This is a genomic window from Desulfovibrio piger, assembly GCF_951793255.1.
Classification (GTDB): Bacteria; Desulfobacterota; Desulfovibrionia; order Desulfovibrionales; family Desulfovibrionaceae; genus Desulfovibrio.
This window is the reverse complement of record NZ_OX636706.1, coordinates 619,996-632,993: the sequence shown is the minus strand read 5'-3', so window position 1 is coordinate 632,993 and position 12,998 is coordinate 619,996. Positions and strand designations below refer to the sequence as shown.

At 65.6% G+C, this 12,998-nt stretch carries 11 protein-coding genes; 2 read left to right on the top strand and 9 right to left on the bottom strand.

All coding sequences use genetic code 11. The features are described from left to right. The first annotated feature begins 24 nt into the window (after positions 1-24). Together Q4I12_RS03120 and thiE are read left to right on the top strand one after the other, a co-directional pair. Positions 25-1,020: a DUF362 domain-containing protein gene (locus Q4I12_RS03120; RefSeq protein ID WP_302260536.1), complete on the top strand. Its 996-nt coding sequence runs from the start codon at positions 25-27 to the stop codon at positions 1,018-1,020. Between the two features lie 37 nt (positions 1,021-1,057). Continuing rightward, entirely contained in the window at positions 1,058-1,699 is a 642-nt protein-coding gene (gene thiE, locus Q4I12_RS03115; RefSeq protein WP_297137354.1) for a thiamine phosphate synthase, read from the top strand. 303 nt (positions 1,700-2,002) lie between these two features. Here thiE and Q4I12_RS03110 read toward each other — a convergent pair whose 3' ends face one another. The 9 genes from Q4I12_RS03110 to Q4I12_RS03070 form a co-directional block, all read right to left on the bottom strand. After that, positions 2,003-3,613, bottom strand: coding sequence for a glycosyltransferase family 9 protein (locus Q4I12_RS03110; RefSeq protein WP_204675020.1), 1,611 nt, complete (start codon positions 3,611-3,613; stop codon positions 2,003-2,005). Positions 3,614-3,928: 315 nt separating this feature from the next. Next, on the bottom strand, positions 3,929-4,564 hold the full coding sequence (gene traT, locus Q4I12_RS03105) for a complement resistance protein TraT (protein WP_297158422.1): 636 nt from the start codon (positions 4,562-4,564) through the stop codon (positions 3,929-3,931). A 263-nt stretch (positions 4,565-4,827) separates the two neighbouring features. After that, on the bottom strand, positions 4,828-6,417 hold the full coding sequence (locus Q4I12_RS03100; RefSeq protein ID WP_302260534.1) for an FAD-dependent oxidoreductase: 1,590 nt from the start codon (positions 6,415-6,417) through the stop codon (positions 4,828-4,830). Then, positions 6,417-8,081, bottom strand: a complete 1,665-nt coding sequence (locus tag Q4I12_RS03095; protein WP_302260532.1) for an FAD-binding protein — start codon at positions 8,079-8,081, stop codon at positions 6,417-6,419. Before Q4I12_RS03095 ends, Q4I12_RS03100 begins: the two co-directional genes overlap by 1 nt. A gap of 87 nt (positions 8,082-8,168) precedes the next feature. After that, entirely contained in the window at positions 8,169-9,683 is a 1,515-nt protein-coding gene (locus tag Q4I12_RS03090; RefSeq protein ID WP_302260531.1) for a tripartite tricarboxylate transporter permease, read from the bottom strand. Between the two features lie 20 nt (positions 9,684-9,703). Further along, positions 9,704-10,153, bottom strand: a complete 450-nt coding sequence (locus Q4I12_RS03085; protein WP_302260529.1) for a tripartite tricarboxylate transporter TctB family protein — start codon at positions 10,151-10,153, stop codon at positions 9,704-9,706. An 81-nt stretch (positions 10,154-10,234) separates the two neighbouring features. Beyond that, positions 10,235-11,191, bottom strand: coding sequence for a tripartite tricarboxylate transporter substrate binding protein (locus tag Q4I12_RS03080; protein ID WP_302260528.1), 957 nt, complete (start codon positions 11,189-11,191; stop codon positions 10,235-10,237). 60 nt (positions 11,192-11,251) lie between these two features. Then, a complete protein-coding gene (locus Q4I12_RS03075; RefSeq protein ID WP_302260527.1) occupies positions 11,252-12,013 on the bottom strand; it encodes a GntR family transcriptional regulator in 762 nt (253 codons plus the stop codon). Positions 12,014-12,212: 199 nt separating this feature from the next. Next, positions 12,213-12,857 carry a hypothetical protein gene (locus Q4I12_RS03070; RefSeq protein ID WP_302260526.1) on the bottom strand — a complete coding sequence of 215 codons (645 nt, stop codon included), beginning with the start codon at positions 12,855-12,857 and terminating at the stop codon, positions 12,213-12,215. Between the last annotated feature and the right edge of the window lie 141 nt (positions 12,858-12,998).

Genomic DNA, 12,998 nt, shown 5'->3' with positions numbered 1-12,998 from the left:
TTCCGTGCCCGGCATAGTGAGCTCATGTCCCAGAGCCTCTCTTCTTTCCTCCGTCAGGATGTCCCGGCCTCTGCTCCCAGGGCGGCTGTTGCCCTGCAACGCTTTTCCCCCGCCGACAGCGGGGCCGTGGCACAGGCCCTGCCCCCTCTTCTCGACCGCGCGGGCCTGGCCTCGTCCTTTTCCCTGTGTTCGGCCCATGTGCTGGTCAAACCCAATCTGCTGACGGCCACGCCCCTGGCCTGCACCAGCCCCGTGGTGGTGGCCGCCGTCTGCCGCTGGCTGCTGGACCAGGGGGCTCGCGTGCGGGTGGGGGATTCGCCCGGTTTCGGTACGGCCACGGCCGTGGCCCGGCAGACAGGCGTGGAAGAGGCCCTGCGGCCGCTGGGCCTGCGGGTGGAGTCCCTGGCCGATCCCCGTCCGCTGGAGCTGCCCCTGCGCCGGGGCGGGCCCGTTTCCTTCGGGGTGGCCCGGGTGGCGCTGGAAAGCGACGTCATCTTTTCCCTGCCCCGGGTCAAGGCCCATTCCCAGATGCGTCTGACCCTGGCGGTCAAGAATCTGTTCGGCTGCGTCTGCGGCCTGCGCAAGGCCCTCATCCATACGCGGCAGGGACAGGATCCCGACTTTTTCGCCGACTGCATCGCCGCCCTCTGGGCCGGTCTGCCGCCGGTGGCCGCCGTGGCCGACGGCCTGACCGCCATGCATGTGACGGGCCCCAGCAAGGGGCAGCCCTTCCCCCTGGGCCTGCTGGGGGCCAGCCCTTCGGCCATGGCCCTGGACGAGGCCCTGTGCGCGGTGCTGGGCCTGCCCCTGGCCGGCACGCCCCTGGGCGCGGCCCTGGAACGCCGGGAAGCGCCGGGATGCCGCCGTGCGGGCTGGCAGCCCGACTATGTGCTGGCCCGGCCCGAAGATTTCGACAGGACGGGCTTCATCCTGCCGGACGAGCTGATGCACACCTCGTTCCGGCCCTGGCGCCTGTTCAAGAGTTGCCTGCGCCGCCTGTGGCTGGCGCGCCGGAAATAACGAAAGCTGCTCCCCCACGGGGAGCGAGGAGTTGACCATGCCTGTGTTCCTGCCGGGCCAGACCGACATCTATGCCCTGACCGATGCCCGCCTTTCCTGCGGCCGCACGCTGGAGACCGTGGTCTCCGCCCTGCTGGGGGCCGGGGTCAAGATCATCCAGTACCGTGAAAAGCACATGAAATCCGGTGAGATGCTGGAAGAATGCCGCCTGATGCGCCGCCTGACCCGCGAGGCCGGGGCCTGCTTCATCGTGGACGACCATGTGGACCTTGCCATCCTGGCCGAAGCCGACGGCGTGCATATCGGACAGGAGGACTTCCCCCTGCCTGCGGTGCGCCAGCTGGTGGGCCCCAAGATGTGCATCGGCCTGTCCACCCACAGCCCGGAACAGGCCAGGGCCGCCGTGGCCGTGGGCGCCGACTACATCGGCGTGGGGCCCATCTTCGCCACCAAGACCAAGGAGGACGTGGTGGCCCCGGTGGGCTTCGATTATCTGGACTGGGTGGCCGCCAACATCAGCATCCCCTTCGTGGCCATCGGCGGCATCAAGGAACACAACATCACGGATGTGGCCCGTCACGGGGCCCGCTGCTGCGCCCTGGTCTCCGAACTGGTGGGCGCCCCCGACATCGCCGCCAAGGTGCAGGCCGTACGCGCCGCCATGCAGCGGGGGATGTAGGATATGATTTCTTGAGGGGCGGGGGACCCCCTCGCCTGGCGCGAGAGGTGCTCCCCCGCCCCTCAAACTCCCCACCCCCTCCCCAGCGCGCTTTATCCCGTCTTTCCTGAGCGAGGAGATGTGTGGATGATCCGTATTTTTTCTTCCAGAGGCACAGCCTTTCGTCATGCAGGCCGATGCTGTGTGATCGAAAAGAAAGAGGCGACCGTCATGTGACGGTCGCCTCTTTCTTTTCAGCTAGGTAATGGAATAAAGCGCGGTTGGGGAAGGGGCCCCTTCCCCGGCAAAGTCCGATGACAGGCCTTAATCGAAGCTCTTGGCCCAGCGCAGGATATGGGCGTGCAGCAGGCGCACGGCCTGGAGGAAGCGGGGGCCGCGGCCCTGGTAGTGCTGGCAGAGCTGGTGCCAGAAAAAGGCCATGCTGGCCAGTTCCGGGCAGGACTGCATGTGCTGGAGGATGGTCATGCACAGGGGGTGGCCCGTGGGATCGAAGCTCTCCGGCAGGGGGGCGCATTCCTGCAGCAGGGTCTGGAGCAGGTGGGCGCAATGGCTCAGGGCTTTGCCCACGCGGGCCGCGAACTGGCTGGAGTAGTTGGGGCAGGCCATGCTCAGGGGCACATTGGTCAGGGGCGTGGGCTCCGTGGCCCCGGAGGTCAGGTCATCCAGGATGCGCCGCCAGTAGACGCGCTGCTGGCAGAGCCAGAGGGTGCGGTCATCGGCCTTGTGGTCGGACAGGCAGGTGGTGGTGATGAAACCGCGCGAGTCGGTGGCCGTCTGCCAGATGCGGGCCTCACGGCAGGCCGAGGTGGTGATGCCTTCGCTCCACTGGCCGCTGGTGAGCTTGGCCAGCACCAGGTCGGCCACGATGGAGGCGCTGATGTGGTGGCGGCACTTCTCGCCCAGGACGCAGTCGTGGTCATGCGGGCAGGGATGGCAGGGCAGGGTGGGCTCCAGGCAGCAGCTGCCGGGCAGGTAGGGGCCGGTATCGCAGGGCTGGGCCGTGGCCAGGAAGATGGAGAGCAGGGGCAGGCCCAGACCGGCCGCCAGATGCATGGTGCCGGTATTGTTGGTGACCAGCATGGCCATCTCGCGCAGGACGGCGCCCAGCTCGAAGATATTGGTCTGTCCCACCACGTCCACGAAGGGGGTGCTGGTCAGGCGGGCGTATTCGTCGGCCAGGGGGCGTTCCGAGGCCTCGCCCAGCAGGACGGGGCAGATGCCCTCTTCCTGCCAGATGCGCTTGCCCAGCTCCACAAAGTGGCTCACCGGCCACTGGCGGCGTTTTTCGCTGGCGCCCAGCTGCATGCCGATGAAGCCGTGCCGGATCACCGGTGCGTGGGCCAGCAGGCGGCGGGCCGTCTCGCGGGCCTCGGTGCCCAGTTCGCTGAGCAGGCCGGAGCCGGGCTGGGAGAGCAGCCGGCCGGAAAGGCCGCCCAGTAGGGGAGCGCCGGTCATGCGGAACATGTCGGCCAGGTTGAAGGGCGCGTTGCTTTGGCGCAGCTCGGCGGCATGGAGAAAGGCGGGCCAGAGGCCGTCCACGCGCGGACGCCCTTTGTGGTCCAGTCCGAAGCCCAGCACGGCCTCGGGCGCGGGGGCCAGGGCGGTGGCCAGCAGACGGGCGGGCATGCTGGGCGTCAGGTTGATGATGTGGTCGGCCTGCACGGTGGCGCGCAGGTTTTCGGCCCACGCCTGCAGTTCGTGGCGGGTGGCGTCGGCCTGTTCGGGGCTGACCAGGTGATCGGGCACGGTGAGCAGGGGGCTGGCGAATTGCAGCAGGCCCTCGGTGTCCGCGTATTTTTCCAGACAAAGCAGCGTGGTGCTGCGCCCGGCCTTGTGCAGGTCGTGCAGCAGGGGCTGGCTGAGCAGCAGATCCCCGAAGCGGTTCAGATTGATGACAAGAGCATCCAGACGCATGACAGTTTCCTTGCGGAGGGTGAAGATTCCCGTGGTGCTGGGCACGCTGACGGGGGGAGCTTTCTAGCAGAACTGGGCGCGGACGTCCAGACGGGGCGGGGATCGGAAAGGGCTCGGCGGGAAAAGCGGCAGCGCGGCAGGGGACCGGGGAGGCCGCCGTATCACGACACGCCGTCCATACCCGGCGGCCGTCAGGCACGCACGGATCGTCCGGTGCCGGACGGACGCAAAAGATGGCCCCGCCTCTCCGGAAGGTACCGGGGCGGACCAAGGTCAGCGCTGCGGGCCAGCGCCGGCGCCGGATGCAGGTGCCTGTCAGGGACGCCGTTCGTCCTGCGGCTGTGCCGGGGCCTGTTCCTGGGGGGCCGTGCTGAAGGGCGAGGTGATCTCCTTGGCCAGCAGGGTCACGAAGAGGGCCGGGATCCCGGAATCCACGCTGAACTCGCGGTGGGCCAGCAGGCCTGTGCGCATCTGGCTGCTGCCGCGGGCATTACGGCTGCCCACGTTCTGGAGCATGAAGCGCTTGGGGCGCTTGTCGCTGGGGACACGGCGCTGGACCAGCAGGATGTCCGAAAGGACGAGGGTCGCGCCCTTGCCGGAAAGTTCCGACGGTGCCCCGTAGCCGCCCTCGACCATGCGATGGGCCGAGGCTGCGTCGGTGATGCCGGCTTCCAGCACGCTGGCCTGGATGATGAACCCGGCCTGGCTGGGGTTGTCGGTGATGTCGTACTTTTCGGCGCGCAGCAGGCGCTCCACTTCGGCGCGCAGGCCGAAGACATGGCGGCTCTGGTCGCGGACGCTGACGTAGACCACAGGCGTGGTGTCATCGTCGGCCGGGGCCAGAGAACCCTGGCGCAGGACCTGGATGTCGGTGGGGGCGGGCTGCCGGTGCTTGCAGCCCGGAAGCAGCAGCAACAGCAGCGCGAGGAGGAGAAAGAGCGTTTTTTTCATGCGTCTCCGGGACGGCGACAGGGCTTGCGGCCCCTGCGGGGGAGCTGCCCACGCCACGCGGCAGCGGGCACGATGGCAGGAGGACCGGCGCGTCCAGAGCGGACGCGGTACTGTCTCCGAGGTCAGCCCTATACCGCAGAAATCACAGGCATGTCCAGCAGGCGGCCTGCCGCGGTAAAAAGGCGGTTGCCGGCATCCGGGCACAGGCCGGTACGCAAAGGGGCCCCGTCCTTTGCCGGACGGGGCCCCCGGGAAAGCGGGTCTTAACGCACCAGGTAGGGCATGCGTACCGTCAGCGCCTCTTCAGGGCAGTCGATCTCGCACGGCAGGCAGAACCAGCAGGTGCGGTTGGCCTCGAAGGCCCGGCCGCAGGCCATGCAGCGGGCGGCTTCCTTTTGGGCCTCTTCAGGCGTGAGGACCTGTTCCGTCACGGCGGTCAGGCTCCTTTCCGCAACAGGCAGCCGGGTCAGGCTGCCCCGGGGCACCCCGTTGGAGCGTTCGAGATGGGGCTCGAAATCATTGCACCAGCCCTTTTCCGCCATTTCATCCAGAGCCAGCGGATATTCTTCGCACAGGAAGCGGGAGACACAGCGGGCGACGCTGCGGCCGGAGGCCATGGCCGCCACCACGGACGAGGCGCCGGTCGTGCAGTCGCCTGCGGCGAACACCTTGTCCCTGCCGGCCAGCCGGCCGGTCTGCGGATCGGCATCGAGCAGGTGCCGTGCGGTCTGCGGCAGGCCGTCCACAGGGTCGAGGCCCTGACCGATGGCCAGCACGACCATGTCCGCGCTCCGTTCGGCCGTGCACAGGGGATCGAGTTCCGGAGCGAACGCGCCGTTATGGTCAAAGACAGCCAGGCAGCGCTGCATGGTACAGGTCAGTCCGTCCTGACCGGCACGGATGGCCGTGACGCCCCAGCGGTTCTCGATGCGCACGCCTTCTTCCAGGGCCTCGTCACGCTCGCCTTCCGGGATGGGCATGTCGTAAGGACCTTCCATGACCAGCATGGTGACGTCGAGGCCCATTTTTTTGAGGCTCAGGGCCACGTCCATGGCCGTGGAGCCACCGCCGATGACGATGGCCGATGCGGCATCGAAGCGTTCGCCCTTCCTGGCCTTGTGCAGGACCTCCAGCGCACCATGGACGGCGGGAAGATCCGCTCCGGGGATGCGGGGAGACAGGGAGCGGCCAAGGCCCAGGGCCAGCAGGACGGCATCGTATTCCTGTTCGAGGGCATCGAGCGAAAGATCGGCGCCCAGGCGCTTTCCGCTTTCGATGCGCACGCCCAGCGCGGTCACCTGCGCCACGGCGCGGTCCGTCACGGCATCGGGAAGGCGGAAGGCCGGGATGCCGGTGCGCAGCAGGCCGCCGGGCTTGTCCCCGGCGTCGAACAGGGTCACGTCGTGCCCGGCCGCAGCCAGTTCGTAAGCGGCCATCAGACCGGCAGGGCCCGCACCGACCACGGCGGCCCGTTTGCCGGTAGCGGGGGCTTTCTGGGCGGGGGCGGCGACGACGGCCGGGAAGCGCTCGGAAAGGTAACGTTTGATGGCCCGGATGTGCACGGCGCCGTCATGGCAGCCCGTGTGGCGCTGACAGGCGCTTTCGCAGGGGTGGTTGCAGATATAGCCCAGCACTTCGCCAAAGGGGGTGTCCTGACGCAGATGGGCGGCGGCATCTTCTTCCCGGCCCTTGGCCAGCAGGCGCAGGTAGCCCTGGCAGTTGATCTGGAGAGGGCAGGCCTGGCGGCACGGGCCGATGGCCAGACGCAGGTTGTCCATGATGCAGCGGTCAACACAGTTGCCGCAGGCCAGACAGCGTTCGGGATCGACCTTGATGTTCAGATCGGAAATCATTACAGCACCACTTCCTCTTGCATAGTGTTCTGAACGCGTACCTTGCTCGGTACGATGGCATCGTCGGCGCCCTTCTTGAGGACGACATGGCACTTCCAGTTGACGTCGTCGCGCTCGGGGAAGTCGAAGCGCTTGTGGGCGCTGCCCCAGCGGCTTTCTTCACGGAACCTGGCGGCCGTGGCGGAGAGGTCGGCGGAACGGATGATGTTTTCCACTTCGTACATCAGGGCAAGGTCATGGCCGTTGCGGACCATGACGTTCCCGCGCAGTTCGTCCTTGAGGATCTCGGACCATTCGAGCCAGCGCGTGAGCTTGAGGTGGTTCTTGGGAGAGATCGTGTAGTCGGTGATCAGGCGGCGGGCCTTGTGCTCCAGCTCGGGCAGGGCGATCTCGCCGTCCATCTTGCTGCGGCGCTCGTGTTCGGCCAGGAAGCTCTCCACGGCGTCGGCATCGAACGCGGGCTGATCCTGGGCCGCCGCGAATTCCACGGCCTGCTCCCCGGCGATCTCGCCAAAGACGAAGGCGCCGCTCAGGTGCTGCTGGGGCACGGAGGCCACGTCACCGGCCGCGTACAGGCCGGGCACGCAGGTCTCGGCCTTTTCATTGATGCGGAAGCCGCTGAGGCCGTGACCGCCGCACAGCTGGCATTCCGTGGGCCACAGCTCGATGTCCTGCTTGCGGAAGTCGACCCGGCGTCCCTTGAAGAAGCGCTCCTGCACCGGGCGCTCGGTGGAGAACAGGACGTTCTCGATCTCCTTGATGGTCTCTTCCTTCAGATGGCTCAGGCGGATGCGCAGGGGATAGTTCCCCTTGGCGAACACGTCCTGCATGCTGCTGCGGCGGCCCACTTCGTTCTCCATGAGGATGTTGTCGAAGATGTCCAGCACCCGGCCGCCGCGGGTGACCGTGACGGCCAGCAGGGGCATGCTGGCATCTTTGATCAGCATGGAAGAGCGGGTGTATTCCATGCCCGTCAGACCGGCGCCGGCATCGAAACCGGCGATGTAGCCGTCCCCGGTGTTGCCGGGGAAGTCGAACAGGCCGTAATGGTAGTCGGAAGCGGGCAGGGAGTAGCGGGCCGTCCCGCCGTTGGAGAGCAGGACGGTCTTGGAGCGACAGACGACGACACGGCCGGAACGGGTGTTGAAGCCGATGGCCCCGGCGATGCGGTCCCCGTCCTTGAGGAGGCGGGTGACCATGGTGCGGTTGTAGGTCTTGGCCCCGAGTTCCGTGGCCCTCTGGGCGATCATCACTTTCAGGTTGGGTTCTTCCATGCAGGCCTGGAATTCGCCCTTGACGTGGTATTTGAGCGTCTTGAACTGGCCTTTTTCATCCTTGGGGAAGTAGACGCCCCACGATTCCAGCTTTTTGAGCAGTTCGAAGGAACGTGCCGCCATGACGTAGCTCGGGCCGTAGTCACAGACGCCCAGCGAGCTTTCGGTGATGGCGTCCACGTACATCTCCGGCGTCGCCTTGCCGGGGATGGCCACGATGTTCAGGGCATCCATGCCGCGGGCGATGGAGCCCCCGTACTTGAGGTCGCTTTTTTCAAAGATGACGACCTTGAGCTTCGGATTGCTTTCCAGCGCCCGAATGGCAGCCATACATCCGGCGCTTCCGCCGCCGATGATCAGGAAATCGGCGTCGATACGTTCATATTGCATGGTGGTCTCCTTATGCAGGTTAACTGCGTTGCAAGCATGCACACCGGCGCAGGACCGGGAGGTGCGTTAGTTCCAGATGGTGGACGGCTAGGACGCCTTCCCGGACGCGCTCTTCTTCCTGAACAGGAAATACAGGGTGCAGATCACCGTCAGGGCCAGGAACGTCGCGGAGATGGGCCGGGTGAGGAAGATGGTGAAGTCCCCGTCCGACAGGGCCAGGCTCTGGCGCAGCTTGTGTTCCAGCATGCTCCCGAGGATGTAGGCCACCAGGAAGACTGGCAGGCTGAGCTTGAGGCGCAGGAAGATGTAGCCCACGACGGCAAAGGTGAACATGATCAGCAGGGCAAAGGCGCTGTTCTGGGAAACATAGCAGCCCATGGCGCACAGGATCAGGATGTTGCCGTGGAGCGCGCTGGGGGAGATGCTGGTCATCTTGTGGGCATAGCGGATGGCCAGCTTGCCGAACAGGAAGGTGAAGATGTTGGAGAACAGCATCACGGTGAACAGGGCGTAGAGCATGGGCGCCTGGTTCTCCATGAAGGTGGGGCCGGGGGTCAGGCCCTTGACCATCAGGCCGCCGAGGATCAGGGCCGCGGCCAGGTTGCCGGGGATGCCCAGGGTGACCAGGGGGATGAGGTTGGGGCCGTTCACGGCGTTGTTGCCGGCTTCGCACGAGGCCACCCCTTCCAGCACGCCTGTCCCGAACTTTTCGGGATGCTTCGAGCGCCGCTTGGCGACGACGTAGCTCAGGTAGGAGGCGACGGAGGTGCCGATGCCGGGCAGGATGCCGATGAGGGAACCGATGCCGGTGGAGCGGAAGATGGTGGGCAGCAGGCTTTTGTATTCCTTCCAGCTCAGGTGCTCATCTTCCGGGCGGCCGGTGGAGAAGGCCACATGCTCCTGCAGCCCCAGCCCGCGAAAGTAGCGGAAAAAGCTGGTCTCCGACTGGCGGAACAGTTCGGAAACGGCCATCAGGCCCAGCGCCAGCGGCATCAGGGGGATGCCGTCGCACAGGTCCAGGATGCCGAAGGTGAGGCGCTCGGTGCCCTCGTCTGGGTCCATGCCCACGGCGGCCAGCAGCAGGCCGAGGCCGGTGCTGACGAGCCCGCGCAGGGGGTCGTCACTGGCGGCCAGCGCGATCAGGACCACGGAAAACAGCACGATCATGGTGTATTCCGGCGGGCCCACATGCAGGGCCATGGCGGCAACGGGCGCTGCCAGGAAGATCAGGATGAGGTCGGAGGTGAAGTCGGCCGTACAGGAGGCCGCAAGGGCGGTCTCCAGGGCCTTGCCGCCCTGTCCCTTCTTTGTCAGCGGGTAGCCGTCCAGTGTGGTCACGACGGCGTGGGCCGTGCCCGGGATATTGAACAGGATGGACGGTATGGAACCGCCGAAACCGTCCCCCTTGGACATGCCCATGAGCATGGCGATACCGGGGACGGGGCCGAGATAAAAGGTGAACGGCAGCAGAAGGACGATGCCTACATTGGCGTTCAGGCCGGGGATGCACCCCAGCACCATGCCCGCTGCGACCCCGAACATGGCGAGGAGCAGGTTTTCCCATTGGAGCACAAGGGAGATCCCTTCAAGAATCTGGTCCATAGTAGCCTCAGCAGTACGGGTTAAAACAGCAGGCCGTCAGGCAGGTCGAAGCGCAGGCCGCGTTCAATGAGCAGATGCACGCATATCAGGATGATGCAGGGGACGAGCAGCAGGGAGCGCAGCTTGCGTACCCCCAGGAACCAGAGGAAAAACACCGCGGCAACGAGGCTGCAGGAGAAAAAGCCCAGCCGGGGGATCAGCAGCAGGTAGGCCAGGTAGGCAGCCATGAGCCCCACCAGCTTCAGGGCGGCCATGAGGCGGGCGGGACGATCTTCCGGCGGGATCGGCTTTGCCTTGACCCTGGGCTCGGAGCGCAGGCAGAGCCCGAGGGAAGCCAGGGAGATGAGAATGATGACGGCCCTGGGGTAGACCTGCTGTATGTCCCCTTCCACATAGACCGGTATGAGCCAAAACCATCCCAATGCACAGAGCAGGAGCAGTCCCAGTCCGAGCAGTCGATCCTGATGCATGTGATCCCCCCTCTCCTTCCCCCGGGCCTTTCCTTCCTGATCCCGGAGAAGCGGCGCGTCATGCGCCCGGTTCAAGCGTTGTTACTTCTGGTCGGCCTTCATTTCCCGGATGCCCTTGCGTACCTCGAGGCAGCGGGCTTTCAGATCCTTGCCGGAGATGAAGCGCGCCTGCGCACCGAGCGTGTGCATCTTCTTCAGGGTCTCGGGATCCTTCAGCACGGTCTCCAGGGCCGCTTCCATCTTGCTGATGATCTCCTGCGGGGTCCCCTTGGGCATCAGCAGGCCGAATTCGCTCAGGATGGGATAGGGATAGCCCTTGTCCAGCAGACGGGGGGCATCGAAGTGGGGGATCTGGTTGCCGGAAGTCACGATGAGCATCCGGGCCTTGCCTTCCAGGGCGGCCTGGTAGACGGGCGTGCCCACCCCCAGCTCGACGATGTCGATATGGCGGCCGAAGAAGTCGGCCGAGGCGTCGCCGCCGCTCTTGTAGTTGATGAGCTTGCACTGGATGCCGGCCTTGGCCGTGACATACTTCATCAGTTCATAGGACCACTGGTTGCCGCCAAAGCCGATGCTCAGCGTATCGGGATGGGCCTTGGCGTAAGCCACGAATTCTTCCCAGGTCTTGAACGGGGCGTCGGCATGGATGTACAGGGCCCGTTCGTTGGGCAGGAAACCGCCGACGAACTCATAGTCGTCGAGGTTGAGGAGGTTCTTGCCGGCAAGTTCGGTGGCCGCCAGGGGCGTGGTGATGTTGCCGCTGAAGACCGTATAGCCGTCCGGCTGGGAACGGGCGACATAGCGCAGGCAGATCTGGCCGCCCGCACCGGGCTTGTTCTGGATGACGAGGGGCTGGCCCAGGATCTTGAGCATCCCGTCCGCCAGGATGCGGCTGGTCACGTCGACCATGCCGCCCACACTGTTGGAGACCATGAGGGTCACCGGCTTCGTGGGCCAGCTGGTGTCGGCCATGGCCGGACAGGCCAGGAGCAGGACAGCACAGGTACAGAACAGGGAAACCTTTTTCAGCAGGTGCATGGCAAGTACCTCCAGGGCCGGGAAAGATCTCCGCGGCCCGGGCTAGGGTTGACGGGCGTATCAGAATTCCCGGTACAATCTCATGACATCCGTAAGGACACAGCTTCTGCGAAATTCGAAAGGACGGCTCCTGGAATCGAATGAGATGATGGCCGTGGCGAGCATGGGGGTCCCTTCCGGGATCTCCAGCAGGGAGGCGACATATGCCGAGGCCGTGCAGGCCGCCAGCAGCTCCCGGCTGCGGCGGGAAATGACGTTGAACCGTGTGGCCAGCAGCTCATACAGGGGGAAGGTCGTGAACTCATCCACGGGGACGGCGTCCAGACCGGCAAAAAGATCGGCCGGCAGCCAGGAAAAGGTATGGATGCTTTTCCGGCCGCCCACATGGAGAAGACGCTCCAGACGGAACACCTGCACACCGGGCGCCAGGGCCAGGTAGCGCCGGATGTCATCGGAGGCGTCTTCCAGCTGCAGGGAAAGGAATTCCTTGTGATGCCGTCCCAGGTTATCGCCGAAATCGCGCATCATCCCGTAATACCTGTGCAGGCCGAAGAGGGTCTCCGGCGGCGTGACGAAGGTCCCCGCGCCCTGGCGGCGCTGGAGGTAGCCGGCCTGTTCAAGGTCTTTCAGGGCTTTTTTGACGGTGTTGATCCCGATGCCGGTCATATCGACCAGTTCACGTTCCGTCGGTATCCGTTCATTGGCTTTCCAGACGCCTGTTTCGATGAGATGACGCAGGCGTTCTTCCAGTCGTGCATACAGGGGGGTACGTCCCCGGCTGCGGAAATCCGCAGGACTCAAAAGCGACCGATTCAACCCCATGTTTACGCTAACCTGCTTTTTTTTAATAAATTTTATAAAATATATATATGACTATTCAGAAGAGCGCTTTTTTGTCAAGTGCAGCGCCGGTTTTTCACGGGTCAAAGGCAGGAAAAAGAAAGGGGCCGCAGCTGGATGCTGCGGCCCTTCCATATGGAATAAATGAATGATCCCGGCGTGCTGCGCTTTCGCCTGCCGGTCAGCTCCTGATGGACTCCAGGATGGCCCGGCACAGGGCGTCTTCCAGCCCGGCGAAGGCCTCTTCCTTGCTGCGGGGATCGCCGCGGCTGGTCACGGCAACGGTATGCAGGCTGTCCTTGTCGGGGATGCGGCGGGCGGCCGTGCCCACGGCGGCTTCCATGGCCCAGCTGGTGTAGCTGTCGCCCGCGTCGTGCAGGGTGGCGCCCACGCCCACCGTGGCGCCGATGCCCGCGCCTACGATGGCGCCGCCGCGCCCGTCCACCAGGCCGCCCAGCAGCACGCCCAGCATGGTGCCCGTGCCCACGTTGCCCAGCGTGCGTCCGGCGCTCACCCGGCTGCCGTCGCTGGTGGCCCAGACGTCGCGGATCTCCACCAGGATCACCAGGTCGGCTTCCTTGACGTCCGAGGCCGGGTTCAGGCCGCGTTCGCTCTGCAGATAGGCCGTGAGCATGGAGTGCAGGTCCTCCGTCATGCTCTTGCCGTTCTCGATCTTGATGAAGACCCTGTCGCCCCGTTCCAGGGTGACGGCAGGCAGGGGCGCGCCGGGCTCCGGCACCGGGCGGGCATCGTGCGAGGCACAGGCCCCCAGGGCCAGGGACAGAAGCAGGAGGAACAACAGGCTCAGGATGCGGTGCGGATGCATGACGGCTCCTTGAGGGGGAAAATGATCCCGGTCATTTATATGTTGTATCCCAGGCCGGTAGGCCTGTCCAGACGGCGGAAAGGGCGCGCCGGGAGCCCCTGTGGCGGCGACGCGGGCTTGACGTGGCTGCATTTTGCCGTA

What these genes read in the sequence shown, in the direction of transcription:
- Q4I12_RS03085 (WP_302260529.1), bottom strand. Translation starts at nt 10,153, where the DNA reads ATGCATCAGGATCGACTGCTCGGACTGGGACTGCTCCTGCTCTGTGCA.
- Q4I12_RS03070 (WP_302260526.1), bottom strand. Translation starts at nt 12,857, where the DNA reads ATGCATCCGCACCGCATCCTGAGCCTGTTGTTCCTCCTGCTTCTGTCC.
- thiE (WP_297137354.1), top strand. Translation starts at nt 1,058, where the DNA reads ATGCCTGTGTTCCTGCCGGGCCAGACCGACATCTATGCCCTGACCGAT.
- Q4I12_RS03075 (WP_302260527.1), bottom strand. Translation starts at nt 12,013, where the DNA reads ATGGGGTTGAATCGGTCGCTTTTGAGTCCTGCGGATTTCCGCAGCCGG.
- Q4I12_RS03080 (WP_302260528.1), bottom strand. Translation starts at nt 11,191, where the DNA reads ATGCACCTGCTGAAAAAGGTTTCCCTGTTCTGTACCTGTGCTGTCCTG.
- Q4I12_RS03095 (WP_302260532.1), bottom strand. Translation starts at nt 8,081, where the DNA reads ATGCAATATGAACGTATCGACGCCGATTTCCTGATCATCGGCGGCGGA.
- traT (WP_297158422.1), bottom strand. Translation starts at nt 4,564, where the DNA reads ATGAAAAAAACGCTCTTTCTCCTCCTCGCGCTGCTGTTGCTGCTGCTT.
- Q4I12_RS03090 (WP_302260531.1), bottom strand. Translation starts at nt 9,683, where the DNA reads ATGGACCAGATTCTTGAAGGGATCTCCCTTGTGCTCCAATGGGAAAAC.
- Q4I12_RS03120 (WP_302260536.1), top strand. Translation starts at nt 25, where the DNA reads ATGTCCCAGAGCCTCTCTTCTTTCCTCCGTCAGGATGTCCCGGCCTCT.
- Q4I12_RS03100 (WP_302260534.1), bottom strand. Translation starts at nt 6,417, where the DNA reads ATGATTTCCGATCTGAACATCAAGGTCGATCCCGAACGCTGTCTGGCC.
- Q4I12_RS03110 (WP_204675020.1), bottom strand. Translation starts at nt 3,613, where the DNA reads ATGCGTCTGGATGCTCTTGTCATCAATCTGAACCGCTTCGGGGATCTG.